Annotated in this window: 23 protein-coding genes; 7 read left to right on the top strand and 16 right to left on the bottom strand. The window is 37.4% G+C overall.

The features are described from left to right. Nucleotide 1 precedes the first annotated feature (1 nt). Nucleotides 2-1,273: a glycosyltransferase gene (locus EZ449_RS04445; protein WP_131556771.1), complete on the bottom strand. Its 1,272-nt coding sequence runs from the start codon at nucleotides 1,271-1,273 to the stop codon at nucleotides 2-4. A gap of 84 nt (nucleotides 1,274-1,357) precedes the next feature. On the opposite strand from EZ449_RS04445, the gene EZ449_RS04440 reads away from it, so the two are divergent. Together EZ449_RS04440 and EZ449_RS04435 are read left to right on the top strand one after the other, a co-directional pair. After that, entirely contained in the window at nucleotides 1,358-4,543 is a 3,186-nt protein-coding gene (locus EZ449_RS04440; RefSeq protein WP_131556770.1) for a S41 family peptidase, read from the top strand. A gap of 160 nt (nucleotides 4,544-4,703) precedes the next feature. Beyond that, a complete protein-coding gene (locus tag EZ449_RS04435; protein WP_131556769.1) occupies nucleotides 4,704-5,486 on the top strand; it encodes a class I SAM-dependent methyltransferase in 783 nt (260 codons plus the stop codon). On the opposite strand, the gene EZ449_RS04430 is transcribed toward EZ449_RS04435, so the two are convergent. From EZ449_RS04430 to EZ449_RS04375, 12 genes are all read right to left on the bottom strand, one after another. Further along, complete coding sequence (locus EZ449_RS04430) at nucleotides 5,454-6,902, bottom strand: alpha-L-fucosidase (protein WP_131556768.1); 1,449 nt, start codon at nucleotides 6,900-6,902, stop codon at nucleotides 5,454-5,456. The two genes, EZ449_RS04435 and EZ449_RS04430, sit on opposite strands and share 33 nt — an antisense overlap. Nucleotides 6,903-6,944: 42 nt before the next feature. Further along, complete coding sequence (locus tag EZ449_RS04425) at nucleotides 6,945-7,859, bottom strand: glycosyltransferase (protein WP_131556767.1); 915 nt, start codon at nucleotides 7,857-7,859, stop codon at nucleotides 6,945-6,947. Between the two features lie 227 nt (nucleotides 7,860-8,086). Further along, entirely contained in the window at nucleotides 8,087-8,848 is a 762-nt protein-coding gene (locus EZ449_RS04420) for a class I SAM-dependent methyltransferase (RefSeq protein ID WP_131556766.1), read from the bottom strand. A gap of 17 nt (nucleotides 8,849-8,865) precedes the next feature. After that, nucleotides 8,866-9,513, bottom strand: coding sequence for a class I SAM-dependent methyltransferase (locus tag EZ449_RS04415; protein ID WP_131556765.1), 648 nt, complete (start codon nucleotides 9,511-9,513; stop codon nucleotides 8,866-8,868). Then, nucleotides 9,510-10,838: a flippase gene (locus EZ449_RS04410; protein WP_131556764.1), complete on the bottom strand. Its 1,329-nt coding sequence runs from the start codon at nucleotides 10,836-10,838 to the stop codon at nucleotides 9,510-9,512. The genes EZ449_RS04415 and EZ449_RS04410 overlap by 4 nt, the downstream gene beginning before the upstream one ends. Before the next feature lie 32 nt (nucleotides 10,839-10,870). Continuing rightward, complete coding sequence (locus tag EZ449_RS04405) at nucleotides 10,871-11,563, bottom strand: hypothetical protein (RefSeq protein ID WP_131556763.1); 693 nt, start codon at nucleotides 11,561-11,563, stop codon at nucleotides 10,871-10,873. A 39-nt stretch (nucleotides 11,564-11,602) separates the two neighbouring features. Beyond that, the gene (locus tag EZ449_RS04400; RefSeq protein WP_131556762.1) at nucleotides 11,603-12,121 is read right to left on the bottom strand and encodes a DinB family protein; all 519 of its coding nucleotides are present in this window, start codon (nucleotides 12,119-12,121) and stop codon (nucleotides 11,603-11,605) included. A 24-nt stretch (nucleotides 12,122-12,145) separates the two neighbouring features. Next, the gene (locus tag EZ449_RS04395; RefSeq protein ID WP_131556761.1) at nucleotides 12,146-12,847 is read right to left on the bottom strand and encodes a YjjG family noncanonical pyrimidine nucleotidase; all 702 of its coding nucleotides are present in this window, start codon (nucleotides 12,845-12,847) and stop codon (nucleotides 12,146-12,148) included. Between the two features lie 48 nt (nucleotides 12,848-12,895). After that, entirely contained in the window at nucleotides 12,896-13,213 is a 318-nt protein-coding gene (locus EZ449_RS04390; protein WP_131556760.1) for a low molecular weight protein tyrosine phosphatase family protein, read from the bottom strand. 66 nt (nucleotides 13,214-13,279) lie between these two features. After that, nucleotides 13,280-13,933 carry a uracil phosphoribosyltransferase gene (gene upp / locus EZ449_RS04385; protein ID WP_131556759.1) on the bottom strand — a complete coding sequence of 218 codons (654 nt, stop codon included), beginning with the start codon at nucleotides 13,931-13,933 and terminating at the stop codon, nucleotides 13,280-13,282. A gap of 75 nt (nucleotides 13,934-14,008) precedes the next feature. Further along, the gene (locus EZ449_RS04380; RefSeq protein WP_131556758.1) at nucleotides 14,009-15,277 is read right to left on the bottom strand and encodes a DUF7033 domain-containing protein; all 1,269 of its coding nucleotides are present in this window, start codon (nucleotides 15,275-15,277) and stop codon (nucleotides 14,009-14,011) included. A gap of 136 nt (nucleotides 15,278-15,413) precedes the next feature. After that, nucleotides 15,414-15,926, bottom strand: coding sequence for a DUF6702 family protein (locus EZ449_RS04375; protein WP_131556757.1), 513 nt, complete (start codon nucleotides 15,924-15,926; stop codon nucleotides 15,414-15,416). A 91-nt stretch (nucleotides 15,927-16,017) separates the two neighbouring features. On the opposite strand from EZ449_RS04375, the gene EZ449_RS04370 reads away from it, so the two are divergent. From EZ449_RS04370 to EZ449_RS04350, 5 genes are all read left to right on the top strand, one after another. Next, nucleotides 16,018-16,602 carry a HupE/UreJ family protein gene (locus EZ449_RS04370; protein ID WP_131556756.1) on the top strand — a complete coding sequence of 195 codons (585 nt, stop codon included), beginning with the start codon at nucleotides 16,018-16,020 and terminating at the stop codon, nucleotides 16,600-16,602. Between the two features lie 13 nt (nucleotides 16,603-16,615). Next, a complete protein-coding gene (locus tag EZ449_RS04365; protein ID WP_131556755.1) occupies nucleotides 16,616-18,988 on the top strand; it encodes a M1 family metallopeptidase in 2,373 nt (790 codons plus the stop codon). A gap of 354 nt (nucleotides 18,989-19,342) precedes the next feature. Beyond that, the gene (gene uvrB, locus EZ449_RS04360; protein ID WP_131556754.1) at nucleotides 19,343-21,385 is read left to right on the top strand and encodes an excinuclease ABC subunit UvrB; all 2,043 of its coding nucleotides are present in this window, start codon (nucleotides 19,343-19,345) and stop codon (nucleotides 21,383-21,385) included. Between the two features lie 55 nt (nucleotides 21,386-21,440). Continuing rightward, entirely contained in the window at nucleotides 21,441-21,638 is a 198-nt protein-coding gene (locus EZ449_RS04355) for a YwbE family protein (RefSeq protein ID WP_131556753.1), read from the top strand. 114 nt (nucleotides 21,639-21,752) lie between these two features. Continuing rightward, nucleotides 21,753-22,007, top strand: coding sequence for a DUF4834 family protein (locus EZ449_RS04350; RefSeq protein ID WP_131556752.1), 255 nt, complete (start codon nucleotides 21,753-21,755; stop codon nucleotides 22,005-22,007). 116 nt (nucleotides 22,008-22,123) lie between these two features. Here EZ449_RS04350 and EZ449_RS04345 read toward each other — a convergent pair whose 3' ends face one another. The 3 genes from EZ449_RS04345 to EZ449_RS04335 all read right to left on the bottom strand — a co-directional run bounded on the left by EZ449_RS04345 (nucleotide 22,124) and on the right by EZ449_RS04335 (nucleotide 24,448). After that, nucleotides 22,124-22,576 carry an SRPBCC family protein gene (locus EZ449_RS04345; protein WP_131556751.1) on the bottom strand — a complete coding sequence of 151 codons (453 nt, stop codon included), beginning with the start codon at nucleotides 22,574-22,576 and terminating at the stop codon, nucleotides 22,124-22,126. A gap of 124 nt (nucleotides 22,577-22,700) precedes the next feature. Further along, entirely contained in the window at nucleotides 22,701-23,627 is a 927-nt protein-coding gene (locus EZ449_RS04340; protein ID WP_131556750.1) for a TIGR01777 family oxidoreductase, read from the bottom strand. 5 nt (nucleotides 23,628-23,632) lie between these two features. Continuing rightward, a complete protein-coding gene (locus EZ449_RS04335) occupies nucleotides 23,633-24,448 on the bottom strand; it encodes a DUF393 domain-containing protein (RefSeq protein ID WP_131556749.1) in 816 nt (271 codons plus the stop codon). Between the last annotated feature and the right edge of the window lie 21 nt (nucleotides 24,449-24,469).

Here is a 24,469-nt window from a genome sequence, read left to right as displayed (position 1 = left end):
ATTATTTTGGCTGTAAATCAATTAATGTTTCATACAAATGGATATGCTCTGCTGCAATAACTTCCTCCGAAAAATCAGTTAAAATGCTCAATCTAGCCGCTTTTTGTACTTCTTCCTTGTTTGGGCGATGATACAACCACTCAATGCCATTTGCCAAATCTTCAGCATTTTCATATTCGGCTAAATAACCGTTTTGCATGTGCTTCACCATATCAGGAATGCCGCCGGTAGTAAAAGCGATAACAGGTGTGGCACAGGCCAAACTTTCCATTACAGTATTAGGCAGGTTATCTTCTAACGATGGCGTGATAAAAGCATCAGCAGCAGAATAACATTTCGCCAAATGGTCATCTTTGTTTATCGTTCCTAAAAAAGTTGTCTTGAATGGAAATTCGGGCATTTCTGCGTTTTCCTTATTCCCAAAAATAACCAGTTCTATATTTTCCTTTTTAATTCCAGCCCTACGAGATAAGATTTCCAAAGCCTCAATTAAATATGAAGTGCCTTTATGTTTATCATTTTTTGAGGGCATGAAACCACTCATCAACACAAATTTATCAGGATTGACCTTTAAAATTTTCTTAGCCTCTGATTTTACGTAAGGCTTAAAAATATTTGTTTCTATCGTGTTCGGAATAACTGTTGTTGTCCTAGTACCCAATAAACTACTAAACTTAATTGATTTAGCCATCCAATTGCTTGGCGCAACAATATGAAAGTTTAATTCTTGATAAGCTTTCTGCTTACGCAACCAAGTTTTGTGTGAAATATCATTGTTGCCACTAATTTTTAAAATAGGACAATTGCCACATTGCTGATGAAAATTTTCGCAACCATAACGTACATGGCAGCCACCGGTAAAGGCATTGCTATCATGAAAAGTCCAAACGATAGGTTTCTCCAGTTCATCCAGCTCTGCTAAAAATTTAGGAGTTAAGAAACCATGATTAACCCAATGAAGATGAATAATATCTGCACTCTTCACTTCAGGATGGTTTTTTATCGAGCGGCCAAACCATTGTAAACTGAAAGGCGTTTTAATAGATTTACTCAGCCATTTGGCATAATATCTTTCTGATAAAATATTAAAAACTGCTTTAGCTTTTTGAAAAGGAGATTTGCTAAACGTATCAATTTTTGGATTTTGCCCAAATTTGTAATACACCAAAACTTTTGAATCAATGCCGCTGGCTTTCAGCGCATCGCTTAAGCGTAAACAAGCTCGGCCGGCGCCGCCGTTTCCATCGTATGTATTTAGGTGTACTACTTTCAAATCAATTCAAAAATACATTTTATTGTTTACGAATATAAAATCTGTTACGTATTTTCATCCATCCAAAGCCAAACAAACAAAATCATGATCAAAACCCTATTAAAATCGCTTGCAGCAATGGCATTGTTGCTGCCTTTTCATTCCTTTGCTCAAAATCAAACCTATTTTGCTGCATATCCAGCTTTAACGCCAGATGCGCAAACCATAGTATTTAGTTATGATGGCGATATTTGGAAAGTTCCTGTAAAGGGTGGCGTTGCTTCCAGAATTACGGCCATGCAGGGGGAGGAAGTCAATCCAAAAATTTCTCCCGATGGTAAATGGCTGGCTTTTTCATCTAACCAGTTTGGTAACTATGATGTTTATTTGATGCCTTTAACTGGCGGAGATATTAAGCAGTTAACTTTTAACGATGCCTCAGACGATGTGGATAACTGGAGTTGGGACTCGAAAACCATTTATTTTACCTCAGGGCGTTATAATTCTTTTTCTAGTTACAAGGTTGGTATCAATGGCGGTACGGCTGTTCGATTGTTTGATAACTATTTCAACACTACCCATCATGTTGCAGAATCTCCAAATGGCGAACTTTTTTTTAGTGATACTTGGGAGAGCATGCGTTTTGCAAATCGTAAGCATTACAAAGGTGCTTACAATCCTGATATTCAATCTTATAATCCTAAAACAAAAGCTTATAAACGTTACACCGATTATATTGGTAAGGATTTCTGGACAAGCGTTGATCAGAAAGGAAATATATTTTTTGTTTCTGATGAGGGAAATGATGAGTATAACCTTTACACTTTTATTGGAGGCAAAAAAACCAGTTTAACCAATTTCGATACTTCTATTAAACGTCCGTTTGTGGCTGCAAATGGAACTACTGTAGTATTCGAAAAAGATTATCAACTATACACGTATGATGTTGCATCGAAAAAAACGGAAAAAGTAAGCATTAGCACTTCCAGAAATCAGGTTTTAAGTAAAGAACAAGAGTACGATGTTAGAGCGAATATCTCTGCTTTTGATGCCTCAACAGATGGTAAGAAAATTGCTTTTGTTTCCCGAGGTGAGATTTTTGTGAGTGATGCTGATGGAAAATTTATTCGCAAGATTACCAATAGCGGGGAACGTGCCATGGAATGCAAATGGCTGGCAGATAACAAAACGATTTTATTTAGCCAAACCGCAAGTGGCTATCAAAATTGGTTTACCATTACCGGCGATGGCAAGGGAACCATAAAACAGTTGACAAAGGATAAGGCCAACGATCGCGATATCACCTTAAATAAAACCAAAACAATGGCAGTTTATTTGAGTGGTAGAAACGAGTTGAAGCTGATGGATTTAAAAACATTGGAGAGCAAAACCTTGGTAACTGATGAATTTTGGGCGTTACAGAGTGCGACTCCAAGCTTTTCTCCAAACGATGAGTATGTATTGTTTACGGTTTATAGAAACTTCGAGCAGGATATTATGGTGCATAACATCAAGGGAAATAAAACCATTAACTTAACCAATACTGGTGTTACGGAAACCGGTCCAGCATGGTCGCCTGATGGAAAATATATTTTCTTTACCAGCGCCCGCACCAAGCCATCTTACCCAACTGGAATGAGTAACGCTCATATTTATCGTATGGCGCTGAATAATTACGACGAACCTTATCGCTCTGATAAGTTTGATGATTTATTTAAGGAAACCAAATCTGCAGAAGTTAAACCAGTGGTTACAGAAAGCAAAACTAAGAAAGCAAAAGCTGATACTGCCAAGAAAACGGACGTTAAGCCTACACCAAAACCAGCGAATGTAATTACCATTAATACACAAGATATTTTAGATAGGATCGAACTTGTTGGGCCAAATTTTGGTGGTCAGTATGGTACGGATGCTTTTGCGAAGGGCGATAAAACCTATGTTTTTTTCTCTTCAAACCATGAGGGCGGTGCACCAGGACTTTATCGTACCACAATCGAGCCTTTCGAAGCAAATAAAACAGAGAAAGTTTCCGAGGGTGAAGATTATTCTATTATTTCGGCTGGTGATAAATTTTTTGTCTTATCGAGAGGTGTAATTAATAAATATACTTTGGAGGGCAACAAACTAGATAAGATTGATCATGGATACAAGTTCACTAGAAACCTGAATGCGGAATTTAACCAGATGTTTTACGAAACATGGGTTGGCCTTGATGAGAATTTCTACGATGAAAAATTCCACGGTGTAGATTGGGATAAAATGAAAACCCGATACGCTGCTTATTTACCTTATGTGAACAACCGGAGTGATTTAAGGATTTTATTGAATGATATGTTGGGCGAATTAAATTCCTCGCACATGGGCTTTAACAGTCTTGGAGCTGAAGAGAAGAAAAATCTTACTTACATCACCAATGAAACGGGAATCATCTTTGATAAGGAAAATTCACTTAAAGTAGAACGTATTGCAACAAAAAGTAATGCTAGTCGTACAGGAACAAATATTTTAGCTGGTGATATTTTAACTGGGGTAAATGGGATAAAGGTTGATGAAAAGATAGATCGCGATTATTATTTCAGCAAGCCATCACTAGATAAGGAAATGACATTAACTTTTGCTAGGAGTGGCAAGCCGATTTATGTAAATGTCCATCCCGAAAGCTCGGCCGCACTCAGGGGAAATCTTTACGATGAATGGATTGCCAAGAATAAGAAAAATGTAGATAAATGGGGGAATAATCGAATCGCTTACTCTTATATGAAAAATATGACTGGAGGAGAATTGGAAACGTTTCTTTTAGATATGGTAGAACAGGAAGAAAATAAGGAAGCAATTATCCTAGATCTTCGCTATAATACTGGAGGGAATGTGCATGATGAGGTCTTAAAATTTCTTTCGCAACGACCTTATTTGCAATGGAAATATCGTGGAGGTAAAATGGCTCCCCAAAGTAATTTCGGTCCGGCGGCTAAACCAATTGTGTTGCTGGTAAATGAGCAATCGCTAAGTGATGCAGAAATGACCGCCGCTGGCTTTAAACAATTAAAATTAGGTAAAATCATCGGAACAGAAACCTATCGCTGGATCATTTTTACTTCTGCAAAAGGTTTGGTTGATGGCTCTTCTTACCGCTTGCCATCGTGGGGATGTTATACCATGGACGGCAAAAACCTCGAGAGTGAGGGCGTTAAGCCAGATATTTTTGTGAAGAATACTTTCGAAGATCGCTTGGCTGATAAAGATCCCCAGTTGGAAAGAGCAGTGGCTGAGATATTGAAAGATTTGAAGTAAAGGTTTAACTGGTAATTGTTTAAATCGGTTAATTGTATGGCGATGTCTTACAGTTAGCCGATTTATTTTTTATATACTCAACCATTTTGCAGTTTAAACAATTTTACACTTTAAACAGTTAAGCTTTTTCCGTTTCTTTGGGGTTGGAATTATTTAAAACATGGCAAACTTATTAACCGACAGGGCTTTTTGGGTAAATTATTGGGAAAGTAAAAAAGGACTTGCAGTTCAGCTACCATCAAACTATTTATTTTATCGCCAACTGGCGGATGTTATACAAAAGGGTAACGTTAAAACGGCCATTGAGTTAGGAGGTTTTCCGGGTTATTATGCTGTTTTTTTAAAGAAATATTTCCAGTTGGATGTTACACTTCTAGATTATTTTGTTCATCCACCAGTGGTTAATGAGCTTTTGAAAATTAATGAATTAACCGAAAGTGATATCCATATTATCGAAACAGATTTGTTTAATTATGAGCCAGCCCAACAATATGATCTAGTGCTAAGCTGCGGGTTGATTGAGCATTTTAATGATACAACGGATATCATCAATCGCCATATTGCCTTTGTAAAACCAGGTGGAACCTTATTTATTACGCTTCCGAATTTCAAGGCCGTTAATGGATGGTTTCAAAAAAACTTCGATAAGGAAAATTACGATAAGCATAATATCGATAGCATGAACCCTGCCTTACTCCAGTCGATTTGCGAAAAAGCCGGCTTGAAAGAAGTTAAATCGAGTTACTTTGGTCGGTTTAGTGTTTGGCTGGAGAACGAAGCTCAAAAACCAGTTGGCGTAAAACTATTTAAAAAAGCAGTTTGGCTAACAGGAAAAATTTTCACTAAAATTATTCCTTTCGAAAGCCAAGCATTATCTCCGTATATCATTCTGGAAGCGAAGAAGCCACTATTAACTTTTTTTGTAAAGTCCAATCTCACTTAAGGTAATGCAAACTGGAGATTTGGTGATGTTCAATCTCACTTTTGAGGTGGTAACCGGATTTTCTAGTTTGATTAATCGTTTTGCGCCGATGCTCGTTCCATCGTAAATTTTCTTCCAGCTATTATTTTCATAAATCTCAATGTTATACACTTCTATTCTTTGTCCCAATGGAATGTATTCTTGCAGGCTGATGATATCGAAAGTTTTAGGCGTTTTTAAATCAATCTCTAAACTAGCTTCATGAGCCTTATCTGTAGTCGCCCAGTAACTTTGTTTATTATGATCCAATAGGCTAACAACGTTATAATTTTTACCTCGGGAGTTTGTTGCTGTGATTTGTGCATCTTTTGCTAGGTTATCTGCAAAGGTGTGCTTAACCATGTCGCCAAAAGTTTTCAGGGCAGCAACATCATCATCATGCAGCTGACCTCTTGTATCCGGCGCAAGACCTAAATCCAATCCTGCACCTCGTCCTACACTTTTCAAATACAAATCGAAAAGCATTTCCGGTGTTTTTGGTTTTTCTGTTGGATGGTAAAACCAACCTTTACGCAGCGGAACATCACATTCTGCAGGCATCCAAAATTTGCCATTCCTAATTCCCTCGGGACTTTGTGGGTAGTTGGCCTGACCAGGAACGGCAACGTTTTTTCCCTCCGGAGGAAGCGGCGTAAAAGTTGCCCAAGAAGTTTCTGCAGCATTGCCATTTTCATTACCCACCCAACGAATATCTAAACCTATATCGCTAAAAATATTGGCCATTGGTTGCATTTTTCTGGTGATTGCCCAAGTATTATTCCAATCGTAATAAGTGGTATTATCGATAGAGCGTTTCTCTTTTGCACCGCCATAAAAACCATCGCCACCGTTTGCACCATCGTGCCAGCTCATAAAAAGTTCTCCGTAATTGCTATACAATTCCTTAAGCTGCGCTTGATAAATCGCTAAATATTTATCCGTACCATAAGTTGCATTATTTCTATCCCATGGAGAGCAATAAACCCCAAACTTCAATCCATTTTTGCGGGTTCCCTGCTCGATTTCCTTAACTAAATCTCCATTGCCATTTCTAAAAGGGCTTTTTGTGATGTTATATTCAGTAGTCTTAGTTGGCCAAAGGGCAAAGCCATCGTGGTGTTTAGCTACAAGAATGATTCCTTTCAATCCTCCTGCCTTAGCGGCGTTAATGATTTGCTCAGCATTAAAATCTGATGGATTGAACGTCTTAGGATCAGCATCTCCAAAGCCCCATTCCTTATTTTCGAATGTGGTGGGCGTGAAATGGATTAGGCCATAAACCTCAACATCATGCCAAGCCAATTGCCTTTTCGATGGTAACGCTCCATAAGGTTTAGGTGCTGGCTGGGCATAAATATTAGCCGAAATGAATAATAGTAAAATGAAAATAGACCTCATAATTAATAGCTTAGATAAGCCAAAATACAAAGAATTATGGAACTACTTTGAAAAATATTGAGCTAATTTTTCTCTCACAAAACGCTTTATTCGTGTAGCCATGCTTCCCTTACGTGTGGTTAAGAAGCTTTTAATGGTTTGATAAGCCTTTTTGTTTTCCTCTATTACCCTTGGAAATTCGGTAATTGGTTTTGGATTAATGATCACATTGTAGATGTCATTGATTCCAGAATGGACACCAGTTCCATCGTGCCCAATATTGTTGACTAAAGATTGCGCTGGATTAAGCGTTAAACCCCCTTTTAAAAAGATAGAGGCATACCAACGAATGGCCCAACTATTGTTTTTGCCTTTTTTGAATTCCTGCATCTGCTTCCAGAAATTCATTTTGTTCTCGATGGAAAATGCAGACTTTTTCTTTTTATCGAACTGTTTTATCAAGATGTCGATATCGGGCTCAAAGTTTTTCCAAGCTCGATCCCATGTAGCCCAGCCCCAACTTGTGGCCGCTCTATAAAAAAATGATTGTGGTAAATCATCAGCTTTTAGCGGATACATGTAAGCGCCAATGTGCATCACTTTTTGCTCATCCTTGTAATGGTTCAGGGCATTATTGAAATAAGATAGTGTGTGTGGTGATGTGATTAAATCATCCTCAAAAACTATTATCTGGCCATAATCATTAATTAATTGGGAAACACCAGCGATCACAGAATTAGCTAAGCCAGCGTTTTCTTTACGCTCAATAATCTTGATAGATTTAAAGCCATCTACCTTATTAATGATTGCCCTAACCTCGGCTACTTTTTCATCGTCACTAGCAGTTTTTGCACCATCAGAAAATATAAAAAGCTTGCTCTCTTCCGCAAGGTTGTTTTGTTGCAAAAATTTTATTGTTCGCTCCGTATGTTGCGGACGATTATAAACGAAAAGGGCAATTGGGGCAAGGTTTTGCATGATGATTCTTTGTTGTTTACCACTTAAGGTTTTTTACCATTTAAGGAAAGACTTTTTTCATAATTCATAAACAAATAATTAAGGACACCATCATTGCGAGGCACGAAGCAATTTTACAACGATAAAAACCTATATACATACGCTTTAGGATTGCTTCGTGCCTCGCAATGACGAATCGTAAATAAAACCTAATGTAAGTTTCATATAAGCTTAGAACTTATTTTATTTTAAAATATATGCAGATTTTGATCTGATTTTTGGGTTAAAACAGTATAGGCATTGGCATATTGTTCTTGCTTTTTCCGTCCCAATAAATTACCAAGCGTTTTTTTGATTCTATATTCCAACTCAATCCTTAAGTTTTTGGCAAAGGTTTTGGGTGCTTTTCTATTTACAAACTCATTAAATTTTACGGTTTCTGGAGCGGTCATCGAAACCTTATCTTCCAGGATTTCGAGTCCTTCACTTTGTAGTAAAAATCTTAAGGAAGTGGGCGTGTACATGTTGATGTGTCCGTAATCCAAGAAATGCTTCATTCGTTCATCCACACCGAAACGATAATCTTTTGGTACTTCTACAACGATGTATTTGGCTACTCTTTTGAGCTCGCGAATTAGCATTCGTTCATGTTCTACGTGCTCTAGTACATGGGCAAGAATAACGAGATCAAAGCTGTCGTCTTCGTAAGGAATTTTATAACCATCAAAAACTTTAGCTTCTTTCAATCGAGCTAATTTTCTCTCTTTAATAATATCAACACCACTTTCAGCAATCTCAATAGCATAAAGTTCTGGTGCGAAGTGCCAGTCGTTTAGGAAATGGAGAATGCTACCGTCTCCAGCGCCAACTTCCAATACTTTTTTAGGTTTTATTTCCTTGCAAACATCCACAATGTTTTGTGCCTTATATTTCGCACCAAGCATGCGCCAAGCAACATCACTATTGGTGTAAAAATTATCGTATGCCGTTTTTAAGTTTTGATCAATCATCTGTTAAAACCTAAATGTTAAATGCCCAAACAGTTATCTGCCTTGTAAAAAACAGAGGTTGCTTTCTCATAAAACAGTCCGGGAGAAATTCCACTGAAACTGATTTCCTTAAAACCCTGTTCCTTTAATAATATTCGAGCAGGATGATAAACCTCACGTTCACTATCATCCAAAATGATTACGCCATTGCTAGATAAGGCCTCAATGCTGTATTTGCAACACCTTACCCTGTCTCGCCCATCAACAATAATAATGTCGAATTTCTTATTTAATAAGGCAGCTTTTTTAGCATATTCTCCATCTCTTTCCAATTCGCAAAATATCATTTCTGCATTTGCAGGACTGCTATTTTTCACCTTATCGAACCAATTCTTATCATGTTCAACCGAAGTAACCGTTGCTGCTCGTTCAGCATAGAAAATGGTCGAGTTACCAGAGCCATACTCGAAAATATGCTGTGTTTTGTTTATCCTTTCCTTAATAAAATCGATAAAAGAATAAGTTACCCAAGGCAATGCTTTGCCTTTACCATCTACAGCTTGTTTTTTATCGAATGCTGTCAACCAACCAATACTATTTAGGTAGCCTTTATGTCCGTATGATAGTAATGCCTTAAGCCTGCTTGGCTTAGCTATTAGTGTTGTTAGTGCTTTTAGTGTGCTCAACTTTTAAATATTTTTTGAAATGCGGTGATCAAAAATAATGATTTTAACATCATTATCCCTTGTTGACGAGTTTTAGGAATTAATAAAATAAAAAATGTAGCAGTAAAGTATGCAACTAATGTAGCAAGTGCAGCTCCCATTATGCCATATTTTGGAATCCAAATTATGTTTAGTAGAATATTTACAATTGCTCCTGTACCCGTTCTGAGCATAGACAACTTTGTATATCCCTCGGCAATGAGGTATTGTCCGCTAGCGCTTCCTAAAAACACAAATATTCCTGCCCAAACATGAACAGTCAAAACATGTGCTCCGCCCCAAAATTCAGGTTTGTAAACCAAATGATAAATGATAGGAGAAGCAAATGTCATAAATAATGCAACGCTGAGGCTTATCCAAACCATGATATCATACATATTTTGTAATCGCTTGGCATATCTTAAAGCATCATCTCTCTTGGCATTCATTATTGCAGGAAATACAGAAGTAACTATAGCTACAGGAATAAAATACCAACTTTCGCTTAATTGAACTACCGTAGAATATATGCCCAATGCACCCGTTCCCAAATAGTTTTCGACCATTAATTGATCTATTTTCATATAAATAGAAACCAAAACAGCAGATAAAGCTAATGGCCAGGAATTTTTTATAAGGTATTTGGCCAATTTGGAATCGAATACCCATTGGAAAATACTGCCTACTTTAATTTGATAGAAATAAATATAACCTATGGCTAATATTATAGTATCAAGCAATAGTGCAAATACAAACCATTCAATATTCAATTTTAGAAGAATGAAAACTAATTTAATAATCGCAGAAAGAATATTTCCAAAAACCTGTACCCGCATTACATATTTGGCTTGTACTTTGGATTGGAAATAACTATCGGTAATATAGAATGCTTGAGAGATTCCGGTTAAGCCAATAATTAAGATGTATAATAGTGGTGTTTCAATAGGTTTAAAGCTATTCCATAAGGTATATGCAAAATAAATCAGAGGAATAATAGCTAAGCCGCCGATGATTTTTAACCAGAATGCTGTTCCTAGTAACCGATCTTTATTTTCGGGCGTTTTTAAAAGTTCACGTGTAGTAAAGCCATCTAATCCTAAGGCAGCAGCTGCAATAAAAAAGGTTGTAAAAGCCGTTGGATAATTTAAAATTCCATTAAGTTCTTTGCCAAGGTAATTTGTTATTGCAAAGCCAACAAGAATCTTAATTACCAAGCTTCCAACTCGGGCTAGCATCAACCAACCCGTATTTTTTAAATACTTGTTAAATGCCTCTTCATCAAAACCTTTTATGGTAGGTAATTTCATTGGCTGCAAAGATGTAAAAAAATGTCCGTTAATTAGCTTAGTGGAGCGCCAACAGCGATATCGCATCGGTGATTCGGTTCGCCATGTTTCGGGTTAAGCATTACTCCATTTTTTGCTTCCAAGGTTTTTGCCTCAGGTGTAGCCATTGGCGATGGAGCTGCAACTGATTTTGCAGCTTGCACTGGTTTAGCATTTAGTGGTGCTCCAACGGCAATATCACATCTGTGGTTTGGCTGCCCATGTGGGGGATTCAGCCCTTTGCCAACTTTCGCAACAACAGGTTGATTAATTACGGTTGGTTGTGCTATGTTCGTTTGGGCTACTTGCACTGGTTTAGAATTTAACGGTGCTCCAACAGCAATATCACATCGATGATTCGGTTCGCCATGTTTCGGGTTAAGCTTTTGTCCACTTGTATTCGTAACTGCTTGCACAGGAACATTTGTTGTTGCGGGTTGACTTGTAGTGTTTTGTTGAGGTTGAGCCACTACTGTTCGGTTGAGCGGTGCACCAACAGCAAGATCGCAAGTGTGGCCAGCCTGGCCGTGTGGCGGATTAAAAATAAGGCTACTTTTTGCGTTTTCCTTTACTGGCGCAGCTACAGTAGATTTCTGTAATCCCTGCAATCCAGTTGGTGTTGCAATAACTGCTTGAGCTGATTCCTTTTTCTCACTGTTGCAAGAAGTAAAGACAATGATAATCAGAATATAGAAAAAGTGTTTCATGTAAGCGCTTGTGATTTAATCAAATATGGTAAAATAATCTTAAGCCCGAAAGCTATTTTCGATTCTATTCAATTGTTTCAGGTGATGTTTCAAGTGAATTTCTATAAATCTAAGCCATTGTTTTGCGTTCAAATAACCTAAACGAGGATGTTTGGTTTTGGCATGATGATCTGCTTTGGCAATCTCTGGATAGGTATTTTTTAAGTCATCCTCAAATTCTAAAATAAAATCCAAGGCTTCGGTTTTGGTGATTTTCTTTACCCGATCTGCTAACCTTTTCGGAACTTTATATTTTTTTGCTGGAGGCAAGGAGCCAAAAAATAAAATCAGTTTTACTGCAAAATGAGTGGGCTTATCTTCACCTTTTCCGTTGATGCTATTTTGTAGAGCGATTAAGGAAAGTAAGCTAGAATCGAAAATATGGGAATACACTTCGCTGTAGCTCCAGCCATTAATAGGCGGGGTAACCTGAAAAACCTCATCAGGGTAAGAAGAAAGCTTTGCTTTATATGCATCAACAATTTGGTGTATTGAGGCTCTTACTTTTGCAGTTGTCATAATAATAAAGATAGTACTATCAGCTTAAAATAGAAGTAATAATTCCTTTAAAGCCGTAATTTGCTTGTCCACATCTGCAGGTTTTTCCTTTTCAGTAGGGTTGAAGAAAATTGCATCCATTCCAAAATGGAGCGCACCATAAATATCGGCCTCTAAGCTATCACCAATCATAATACTTTCCTGCTTTGACGCTTTTGCCTTATCCAGAGCATATTCAAAAATGATCGGATTAGGTTTGTTTACGCCAACATCCTCAGAGATAATGACGTGTTGGAAGTAAGGATTTAGCTTCGATAAATCCATTTTGGTCAATGTCGTTTCCTTAAAGCCATTGGAGATAATGTGAAGTGTATATTTTTCCTTGAGGTAGCTTAAAACATTTTCGGCATCTTCAAATAGATTGGTTTTTGTAGGAGAGATGTTTACATAATCATCCTCAAATTGATGAGGAACTACATCTGGATGAACACCCAATTGAATAAATGTTTTGCTGAAGCGTTCGGCCCTTAAAAAATCCTTGGTAATTTTTCCCAGGTGATAATCTGCCCAAAGCTGGTGGTTGTTCTCCGTATATCGGGTGATGAAATCGGCACATGATTTTAGGCCAAGTTCTTCCAGTTTATGAATATGATAAAGCTCATTGAGGGTTTCTTCTGCATTGCGATCAAAATCCCAAATGGTATGATCGAGATCGAAGAAGATGTGTTTTTTGTTTTGATGTTGCAAAATTGATAAGGCTGATTGTTTGCAAGTAAAGGTAGGGAATTCGTCAGACTATAAATACGGAGAAACCTTAGTGTCGATTTCTTCAATCAACTCTTCATCCATATATTGATAATCATCAGGAATATCCAAAACTATTATTTCCTTTCTGATGGCTTCTTCCCCAAATTTTTCGGAGATCCTTTGCTTATGTTTCTTCTCCATTACAAAAATCAGATCGGACCAAACAATATGTTTTGCAGTAATTTTTACTTTGGCAGACGGTTCCGTTCCGGCAGAACGAACATCATGTTCGGGATGGTTCCTGTACATGGTTTCGGCCGTAGCACTTCTCCATTTATTCCGGCTACATACAAAAAGAATATTCATCTATTCAACACTGTTTATTTTTTCCTCCCAAATCCTGCCTTATCCTTAAATCCAACTCATCCTAATCTATACTTTCTCTCCATAAGCCAAATCTCCAGCATCGCCCAATCCAGGAACGATGTAAGATTTACTCGTCATTTCCTCATCAATTGCACCCAACCAAAGCTTAGCTTTTGGCAAGTTCGCCCGCACATGCGCAACGCCCTCCGTACTAGCTATTGCAGCTACAATATGTAGTTCGGTTATTTTATATCGAGCAATCATTTCCTTACAGCACATCACCATACTTTGCCCTGTGGCCAGCATAGGATCGGCCATAATTAAAATCCGACCGTCCAAATCTGGAGTAGAAACATAATCCATTTGGATGATAAAATCACCATTCTTTTTCGTTTTACGAAAGGCCGAAATAAAGCAGCACTCCGCTTTGTCGAAAATGTTCAGTAAGCCCTGTTGAAGCGGTAATCCTGCCCGAAGAATGGTGGCTAAAACAGGCTGCTGCTCTAAAACCTCACAGTTGGAAACTCCAAGCGGCGTGGTAACCTCCTGACTAACATATTTCAAGGATTTGCTAATCTCGTAGGCAAAAAACTCGCCCAATCTTTCCAAATTCTTGCGAAAGCGCATCGAATCTTTCTGGATATTTTCATCCCTAAGTTCGGCGATAAAAGTGTTGGCAATAGATTTGTTTTTGCTGAGATCAAAGGTCGTTGTATTCATTTTGCAGGATAACGATTCTAATTCGCCGTTCTCTAAAATTAACAATTCTACACTTACAAAGTTTATAAACTTAAATTAATTCCCAGCATCATTCAACATTTCGTTAAAAATGGTTTTAAGCTTTTTATATTTGAGGTGAGTGGATAAACTCCTTAATCTCCAACTGCTATAAAATGAGCCATTTACCACTTTAACGGCATTGATATAGTGTTTAAGGGTTTTTCTGGCAGCTTCAATTGGCTTATGTTCAAAAAGGTGATCGGTTAGGCAATAAGAATTTATGATGAGTGGCGTAACCTTTTCCAGTTGTAAATCGTACCAGTTAAAAGGAGTACAGGTTCCCGCCCTAAAGCCAGCATGATCAGCATAACCCATCGAATAATCTGAAGTTATACCAGCGCCAATGAGGTTAAGATAGCAAATCGGGAATTTCAAAACCTCCAATTGCTGACTGATTAAATTCACTTGCTCTGGATGGATTTTTTTTATTTTAAGTATTCCCTCCCTAATCTGGCCGGCTTTTTCTTTACTACTGGCGCATGGGCGGAGGAGGCCAACCGATTGATCTACTAATGCCCTGGAGATGCCATTTGAACTTAAATAATCTAGTGGCACATTTGGGAAATCGATAAAGTAAATTGGTTTAATCTTTTTGTTGGCCAGCATTTTATTCACCTCATCTAAAACGCTCTCATTATCTACGGCCATGCCAGTAAGGCGATCGATTTTGGAACTGATGTAATTGTTTTCCTTGGAGAAAACTGTACTAAAGGCAAATTTTGTTCTGTTGATAAAACCATCTGGCGCATGGGGAACTGCACTTAAATTGATGGTTGGTTGATGCGTAAAAGTTTTTTCTGGAAACTTAAAGTTTAGATGTTTTTTCTTGATAATGCTTTTTAAAATCAGCGCCCATTCATCAATAATTGGCCTATCTAATACTTTCCATTTATGCTGATAACTTTTCGAAAATCTAAAATCATCTTCATTTTTTTTCTGATGGATGTATTCCTCATATCGGCTAACAATGAAAAAGGAAGCGGCAAAAACATCGAAAGGTAGCAAAGAATCTTTTACTGGAAATGGAACAGAATATTCGCCAAATGTTGTTGTTTTCGGGCTGATATCCTCCAGCTTATTTGATAGAAGCAATGAACTATTTTTGAAGAAAAGCTCATCGGCAAGTGGCGCATCACCATAACTTACCTTAACATTTTCACTCTGCAAAAAATATTGACTATTGCCAGTAAATTCTACCTCGGCTTTTAGTATATCCTTAAAAATAAAGTTGAATATGTATTTTATTCGAGGCGTTAATAGTTTGGAGAAAATGATTAGATGCATAACTTATTTTAACAATAGGGCCTTTAAAAAAAGATACAAGAAATATTTTTCGAATGATGTTACCACAAAGTAAAAACGGGATATTAAACTTAACAGTATTTTAATGTTGTCCCGTTATCTAGTACAAAAATTACGATTAAAAGTTTGCGGTAAAGGTCTTGTCGGGATAAAGGATTTTGGTGCTCTTTCTGGTCGTTCCCTTAACTAGGTGCACAATACTCATCTGATCATCAAACATGTCGTATAAAATGGTATCGCTTACCTCCAATGATTTTACAGCAGTAATTTTATCAACCTCAAGATAGATATTTGTAGCTTCATGATCGATCTCAAAACCAACATAGACCATCGTTACGGGCTTTCCATTGGTCTTAAGCTGTAAGTGTGTGGTAATATATTTTTTTATCAAATTATCCATCGCAACTTTCATGGCAGCATTGGATAGATCTGTCTTTTGCTTGTAGGTTTTTGCTAGAATGGCTTCAAAATCATCAGAAAAGATTCTGCAGCTTACCTCAAGCGTTTTGTCTTTTGCATTAAAGTTAACTTCGGTAGTGCTTACATGCAAGGGATGTTTCTCGCCTTTTGAACCTCCAAAAAAGATTAAAGCTAAAATTATGGTAACAAATTTGGTATTTAACACTTGCATTCTATTCAGTTTTGCCTTTTTAATAATTAAAACTTTAATTTTAAGCTTTCAAAAGTACTAAAAGCGAAATACAATAAGCTAATTTGTTATAATGCCCTTTCAAGATTTTATATTTTACTTCAAATTGGGGTGGGAGCACATCATAAGTGCTGATGCTTTAGATCATCAGCTTTTTATTTTAGCGCTCGTGGCAATTTATAGTTATACAAATCTTAAACAGGTATTAATTTTGGTTACCGCTTTTACCATCGGGCATTCATTAACATTGTTATTAAGTGTTTTGGATATCATTAGGTTTGATAGTAAATGGATAGAGTTTTTAATTCCGTGTACCATTGTAATCACGGCGGTAAGTAACTTATCCAGGCGGAATTTTTCCATGAATGCGGTAAAGATTAATTACTTTTTGGCACTAGGCTTCGGCTTGATACACGGAATGGGCTTTGCAAATTCCATCAGAATGATGTTGGCAAAAGATCAAAACATTGGATGGGGTCTTTTTGGTTTTAATGTTGGTCTAGAAGCCGGACAAGTTTTTATGGTGATGATCATTTTGTTCATCACGTATTTAGTTTTTAATTACACTAAAATAAAACGCCACAGTTGGGTTTTGTTTATATCAGCAGCCGTTTTTAGCCTGGCTTTAAAAATGGCTTTAGAAAGAATCCCTTATTAACTAACTAAGAATTATGAATAAACTGTTTACATTAATCGGTCTCCTGCTTTTTTCAGGTAGTTTGGCCATGGCTCAAAATATTCAGAACAATCCTGGGAGCAACCATGGAAATAAGTTCGAACAATTGGGTACTATCTTGCCAACGCCTAACGAGCAACGTACGGCGAGTGGCGCACCAGGCGTTAAATATTGGCAGCAACGTGCAGATTATAATATTAAGTGCGAACTTGATGAAAAAAATCTGCTCCTAACAGGTTCGGAAACGGTGACCTACACCAATAACTCTCCAGATCCATTAACTTATATTTGGTTGCAGCTGGATGAGAATGAGCACAGCACCGATAAAAGTGCCAATTATCAGGATGCTACCAAAATGCCGATGACAGGCACTACCCAAAGTTTGGATCAATTGAGCGCGAAAGCCAATAACGGTTATGGTATTAATGTGATTAAGTTAACCGATGCAACAGGTAAGAACCTGAAATATACGGTTAACAAAACCATGATGAGGGTTGATTTACCAGTAGCTTTAAGAACTGGTCAAAAATTTATCTTCAACATCGATTGGAATTATAAAATTACCGATAGAATGAGCATTGGCGGTCGTGGAGGTTACGAATTCTTTCCAGCGGATGGAAACTATTTGTTCACGATGACGCAGTGGTACCCCCGTTTATGTGTGTATAGCGATTTCCAGGGATGGCAAAACCACCAATTTACCGGTAGAGGTGAGTTTGCCTTAACCTTTGGCGATTTCAAGGTGCAGATGACTGTTCCTGCCGATCACTTGGTAGGTTCTACAGGCGAATGTATTAACTATAGTGCGGTTTTAAATCCATCACAATTAAGCAGATACAATGCAGCGAAAGTAGCTACGGCTCCGGTAGAAATTCAAACTTTAGCCGAGGCAAAAACTGCTGAAACTAAGAAATCTACAGCGAAGAAAACTTGGGTTTTCAATGCCAATAATGTTCGCGATTTTGCCTGGACTTCTTCTCGTAAATTCATTTGGGATGCCATGCCTCAAAAAATCCAAGCCAATAACAACACCGTGATGTGTATGAGTTTTTATGGTAAGGAAGCATACAATTTATATAGCAAATACTCTACCCGTGCAGTTGCGCATACCATCAAAACCTATTCAGATTTCACTATTCCTTATCCGTACCCAGTGGCGCAAAGTATAGAAGCGGCTAATGGAATGGAATATCCAATGATCTGCTTTAATTATGGTAGAACCGATGTGGATGGAACGTATAGTGAAAGTACTAAAAACGGGATGTTGGGTGTAATTATTCACGAAGTTGGGCATAACTTTTTCCCAATGATTGTAAATAGTGATGAGCGCCAATGGACTTGGATGGATGAGGGTTTAAACTCTTTTGTGGAGTATTTAACAGAAGAACTTTGGGATAACAAATTCCCAAGTAAAAAAGGACCAGCTTACACCATTGTTGATTACATGAAATTGCCTAAAGATGAGTTGGAGCCAATTATGACTAACTCTGAAAATATTGCTCGATTCGGTCCGAATGCCTATTCTAAGCCTGCAACAGGTTTAAATATTCTTCGTGAAACCATTATGGGAAGAGAATTATTCGATTATGCTTTTAAGGAATATTCTAGAAGATGGGCTTTTAAACATCCTGAACCAGCAGATTTATTCCGTACCATGGAAGATGCAAGTGGTGAGGATTTAGATTGGTTTTGGAGAGGTTGGTTTTACGGAACTGAGCCCTGTGATATTGCCTTAGATAGTGTAAAATTCGCCAAAGCTGATTTTCCTAAAGAGGTTCCTGCAGCAAGATCGAGAATGATTAAGGTTGATAAACCTGCCGTAAATGCTTTTGAGGATATCTCGAAAATTAGAAACCGTGAGGATAAGAAAATCAGTTTCTATGCAGATAAAACCCCTGCGGCTCAAGATTTTTATTACAAATACGATAGGGGATTGGTTACGGTTGATACTGCAACAGCAACCAAAGTAGAAATGGCTATGCCAATTGAGGTTGTGCCTGCTGCAGATCAAGGAAAGTACGACAACAAGTTCCTGTACGAGCTAAGTTTTAGCAATAGAGGAGGTTTAGTCATGCCAATTATTGTTGAATTTACTTACAAGGATGGCACCAAGGAAATAGATAGAATCCCCGCTCAAATTTGGAGACACAATGAATTGAAAACCTCTAAATTTTATGTTAAGGATAAGGAAGTAGAATCAATCCTTGTAGATCCATTACGCGAAACGGCAGATATTGATACCGCAAACAACACTTGGGGTGGCAAGGCAAAGGAAAGCAAATTCAAAACTTTTAAATTGAAAGCTGGTGGTGCGGTGAGGGGTCAATCTGTTGGCACAAACCCAATGCAAAAAGCGGCAAGTAAATAATCAACTTGCAAAAGTTTTTAAGGATGAAGTTAATCCTCGCTGAATTTATTTCAGCGAGGATTTTTTATTGCTTAAATTTCGAGCTTTCTTTTAATTGTTTTCCGTTGTTTATACTTCTTTATTTTGCATTTACAAAGGTCCTATTTTGAAATTACATAACTTTTATTTTGAATTTGCATAACTTTTATTTTGAATCTACATAAAATCTGCTCTTGATAATATTTAAATTTTGCCACAACAAACTGCTTTTACTATCAGTATTCTGTTTGTTTCCAAAATAATTCCATCCACTCAACTTTCCTGACTTTTTCCTGTTTTAGTCTTTGCAGCCTTAATCGTATATTTGATTTGCACATGAAATTCAAAATCACATCAGAATATCAACCTACCGGAGATCAGCCTACTGCTATAAAACAATTGGTAGATGGCGTAAATGCCAACGAAAATTACCAAACTTTATTGGGTGTAACAGGCTCTGGTAAAACATTCACAGTAGCTAACGTTATTGAGCAAACTCAAAAGCCGACACTTATTTTAAGTCATAATAAAACCTTAGCGGCGCAACTTTACGGAGAATTCAAGAATTTCTTTCCTGAAAACTCGGTAAATTATTTCGTTTCCTATTACGATTATTATCAGCCTGAGGCATTCATTGCATCGAGCAATACTTATATCGAAAAAGATTTAAGTATTAACGAAGAGATAGAAAAGCTTCGCTTGCGCACCACTTCTGCCTTAATGAGCGGTCGTAGGGATGTTATTGTGGTTTCATCGATCTCATGCATTTATGGTATGGGAAACCCGGAAGATTTTTCGCGAATGGTTTTTCGATTTGGTGTGGGTTTGAGGATTTCGAGGAATGCATTTTTGCATAGTTTGGTGGAAATAATGTACGCCAGAACCACAACTGAATTTAAACGTGGAACTTTTCGTGTTAAAGGCGATACAGTAGATATTTACCCAGCCTATTTGGATCATGCTTATCGCATCTCATTTTTTGGAGATGATATTGAAGAACTTTCAGCCATAGATCCAGTTTCTGGTAAGACAATAGAAAAATTAGAGGATATGGCAGTTTATCCAGCCAATTTATTCGTTACTCCGAAAGATCGTTTTAATTCATCCATTTGGGGCATTCAAGAGGAATTGGAGATTCGTAAAAACCAACTCATTGCCGATCGACATTTATTAGAGGCAAAACGTTTAGAGGAACGAACCAATTTTGATATCGAAATGATGAAGGAATTAGGTTATTGTTCTGGTATAGAAAACTACTCTCGCTTTTTTGATGGCAGAAGTCCGGGGATGCGCCCTTTCTGTTTATTGGATTATTTTCCAGAGGATTATTTAATGGTAATTGACGAAAGTCATGTTACGGTTCCACAAATTAGGGCCATGTATGGCGGCGATAGATCTAGAAAGTTATCGCTGGTAGAATATGGTTTTCGTTTGCCAGCTGCGCTTGATAATAGGCCGCTAAACTTCAACGAGTTTGAGGCTTTGGCACCACAAACTATTTACGTTAGCGCAACGCCGGCAGAATATGAGCTAGAAAAATCGGAGGGTGTTGTGGTAGAGCAGGTAATTCGCCCAACGGGTTTATTAGATCCAGTAATTGAAATTAGACCAGCAATTAATCAAGTGGATGATTTGTTGAATGAAATTGACATCACCATTAAAGATGGCGGCCGTATTTTGGTCACCACTTTAACCAAGCGCATGGCCGAGGAATTAACCAAGTATATGGATCGCCTGAACATTAAAACGCGATATATCCACTCCGAAATTAAAACCTTGGAGCGTGTGGAAATATTGCGTGGTTTGCGTTTAGGGGAGTTTGATGTATTAATTGGAATTAACCTACTTCGTGAGGGATTAGACTTGCCAGAAGTAACCTTGGTTGCCATTTTAGATGCCGATAAAGAGGGTTTCTTGCGTTCAGAAAAATCATTGATACAGACTATTGGTCGTGCGGCTCGTAATGATAAAGGTCGAGTAATTATGTATGCTGATGGAATTACCGACAGCATGGAGAAAACCATTTCTGAAACCAATCGACGCAGAGATATTCAGATTGCTTACAATTTGGAACATGGCATTACGCCGAAAACAGTTGGTAAATCTCGTGAGGCGATATTGGAACAAACTTCTGTTTTAGATTTCTCTCAAAAAGCAATCGATAATAAAGCCAGAGCATATATTGAGAATGCAGAAATCAGTATAGCTGCGGATCCGATTGTGCAATACATGGGTAAGAGTGAGTTGCAAAAAGCAGTGGATAAGACTAAAAAAGACATGCAGAAAGCGGCAAAAGATATGGACTTTTTACAGGCTGCTAAACTTCGTGATGAAATGTTTGCGCTAGAGAAAATGTTTGCAGAAAAATTTGGCAAGTAGGGTGAAAAGGATTTAGAAATTTATATTTGTCGATTTAAAACCTAGAGTATTAACAATGGACGGGCAAAACAGAAAAGATATTTATCCAGGGTTGGAAGTAGGCATTATCTTGAAGAAAGATCAAAGATCGGGTAACATTACTTATGGCATTGTTCAAAATTTACTTACCTCATCTGCATTTCATTCCAGAGGGATAAAGGTTAGATTGGAGGATGGACAGGTTGGACGTGTGGCTGAGATCGTAGAAGATTAAAACTTTTAACCCCGATATTGCGTATTGTATTTGTAATCAAAATGCAATTAAAGGCACAAAAAGTAACAAAATAAATTTTGCGACGTCTATATTTGTAACAACAGTAAATTAAGAATGGCATTTATAAAATTCATTTTCATAGCAATCTTGGTACTTTGGCTCATCAGAATGTTGATTCGATTGATATTACCTATGCTATTTGGCAACTTGGCCAGCAAAATGCAGCAGCAGGCAAGCTGGCAGGGACAGCAACAACAAAAGCGATCAAAACCTGAAGGCGCTATATCAATAGATTACATGCCTCCAAAACCGGATCAAAGTAAAACCGATAAACTCGGCGACTTCGTAGATTACGAAGAAGTTAAATAGAAAACATAAGCCTCGATAAAAAATCGAGGCTTTTTTATTGCATTCGTCATTGCGAGAAAAGATTTTTCTTCGTTTCGCGGCAATCTCATTTGGGCAGTGCTTTTTATAAGAACTACTTACAATTTTTCTGCCTCTTTTTTGATCACCTTATTTCTTTCCACTAGTAAATTCTTCATGTAGCTTTTAAGGATTATTTTTTCCACAAGTTTTCCGAGTATGCCAAATGGAGCTTCAAACTTAAAAATATCGGTCATTTCTGTTCCTGAATCTATTACCCTAAACAGATGCTGGTGATGAAGTTTCTTAAAGGGGCCTTTTGTCATCTCATCGGTGAAACAAGATGATTTTTCCATTGCTGTAATCTTGCTAGACATGGTAAAGTTCAATCCAAAATGTTTTGCTTTCCATGTAACCATTTCATTAAGGTTAATCAAACCGGAGGTCTTTCCATCTATTGCTTTCTCATTTGAAGATTGCATAGAATGGACATGCAGATCGATGCTTCTGGCTAAATCGAAACAACCTTCTATCGGAGCATTAATTATCGTTCTTAAAATTATGATTGACATATTAATTGTTATGTAAGCATAGATTAGTACTATTACAGTGCTTTATCCCTAGCGGGAGCTAAGCGTTAAGGTGGCGATGCTTACTGATAAACTATTTTATAAGCTTGGCAAAAGATGATTCCAATTAAATCTCCTTATCCAAGATTCCATGAACCGCCTCATCAATATTTTCATATTGAAACTTAAATCCATTATCCAATAAAACCGCTGGCTTTACCCATCTGCTTTTTAAAATCAACTCGGTTTCTGTACCAATAATCAGTGCGCCTATAGTTAAAAGCCAAGCAGGAGTAGCTATTCCAAAGGGCATTCCCTTAGCTTTTCTAATACTTTGCATTAAAGTATTGTTGGTTACTGCATTTGGAGAAGTACAGTTGACTATTCTATTAATGTTATTATTTCTTAATAACCAATCTATACTTTGGATCGCATCTTTTTCATGTACCCAGTTTACATATTGTTTCCCATCACCCTGTTTCCCACCCAAACCAAATTTCACTAAATTCAATAATCTTGGAAAGGCGCCATCTTTTCTTCCCAATACAATTCCCATACGTAACGCTATTTTTCGAGTTTGAGGAGTTTCGCTTTCAAAAAAACTACTTTCCCAGGCTTTGCAAACCTCAACAGAAAAACCAGTTCCAATTTCACCATTTTTTTCATCTTGCCAGCGATCTTCAGCATGGCGATATATTGTTGATGAAGTAATGTTAATCCAGAGCTTGGGTGGATTCTGAATTTCACTTATAACTTTTCCAAGTAGGCGAGTAGGAACTATTCGAGAATTGATGATCTCTTCCTTATTCTTTTTAGTGTACCTGCAGTTTACGTTTTTGCCACAAAGATTAACGAGTAAATCTGCATCTTTAAGTAGCACTTTCCAACTGTCCTCAGTTTTTCCATCCCAAAGGACTGTGGTGATGTTTCCCTTTTGGGCATGAGGCTTTCTGGCTAAAATAATCACTTCGTCGGCTAAATGGCTAAAATGATTTGCCAATAATCCTCCCAAATATCCGTTTCCTCCGGCAAGAACAATTTTTTTGTATATCATGATTTCTATAAACTAAAGATTAATCCCAAAACAATTAATCGATAAACGGCCCAAGTTATGCTCATAGCCAAACCGAGCTTTAAGATTTTACTTCTGCGCAAATGTTCCAAAAACATCAAGCCAGCTACAAGCAAAAAGTACAGAATGAATATAACAGGCATGATATGGAAGTATTTCGCAAGGATTATAACAGGCAGTAACAACATTGATCCAGCAAAAGAGATCGTCATCATGTTGCCCAAATATTCCCAAAGTTTTTCCTTTTTGTAGAAAAATATAATAATTCCCTGGAACACCATTTGGCCGCCACAAATTAAATATTCCCTATACTTCCCGCCAAGCGGAACAAAATCAGTTAATAAATGGGCGTAAACCGTTAAGATATACGCCGTAGCTAGCCAAGTAAGCAATAAATAGACTATGCGATAAAGAATTTTGAAGCTCGGTTGTACACCATCTTCCTTAACATCTGCCGGAATAATTACCTTTCTGTTATAAGAAATAAAGGCGTAAAACTTTGTCATTATCCAAATAAAGGGTGAGAATTGGAAAAGTGGTTTAAAAACGGGCATCGCATTTCCGATAATTTTGAATAAGCTTGAAATGCCATAAGTCACTTCGCCATTCGCTGTATTTACCAAGGCAATTTCGTTAGCGGCTCGCTGTTTATCTATCAATGGACAAATAGCTATAGGCATATTTTGGTAAGCCTCCCGACCATTACCCGGCAACATACCAACCTTAATAAATGCTTTTGTATAAGCATAACACATTGGGCATTCATTATCGAATAAAATAACATGGTTTTGAAGCGTTTTCATGATTTTGTAGTTTCAGTAATA

Source organism: Pedobacter frigidisoli (assembly GCF_004331675.1).
GTDB classification, from domain to species: Bacteria; Bacteroidota; Bacteroidia; order Sphingobacteriales; family Sphingobacteriaceae; genus Pedobacter; species Pedobacter frigidisoli.
Note: the sequence above shows the minus strand (reverse complement) of the source record. Positions and strands in the feature narration are given on the sequence as shown.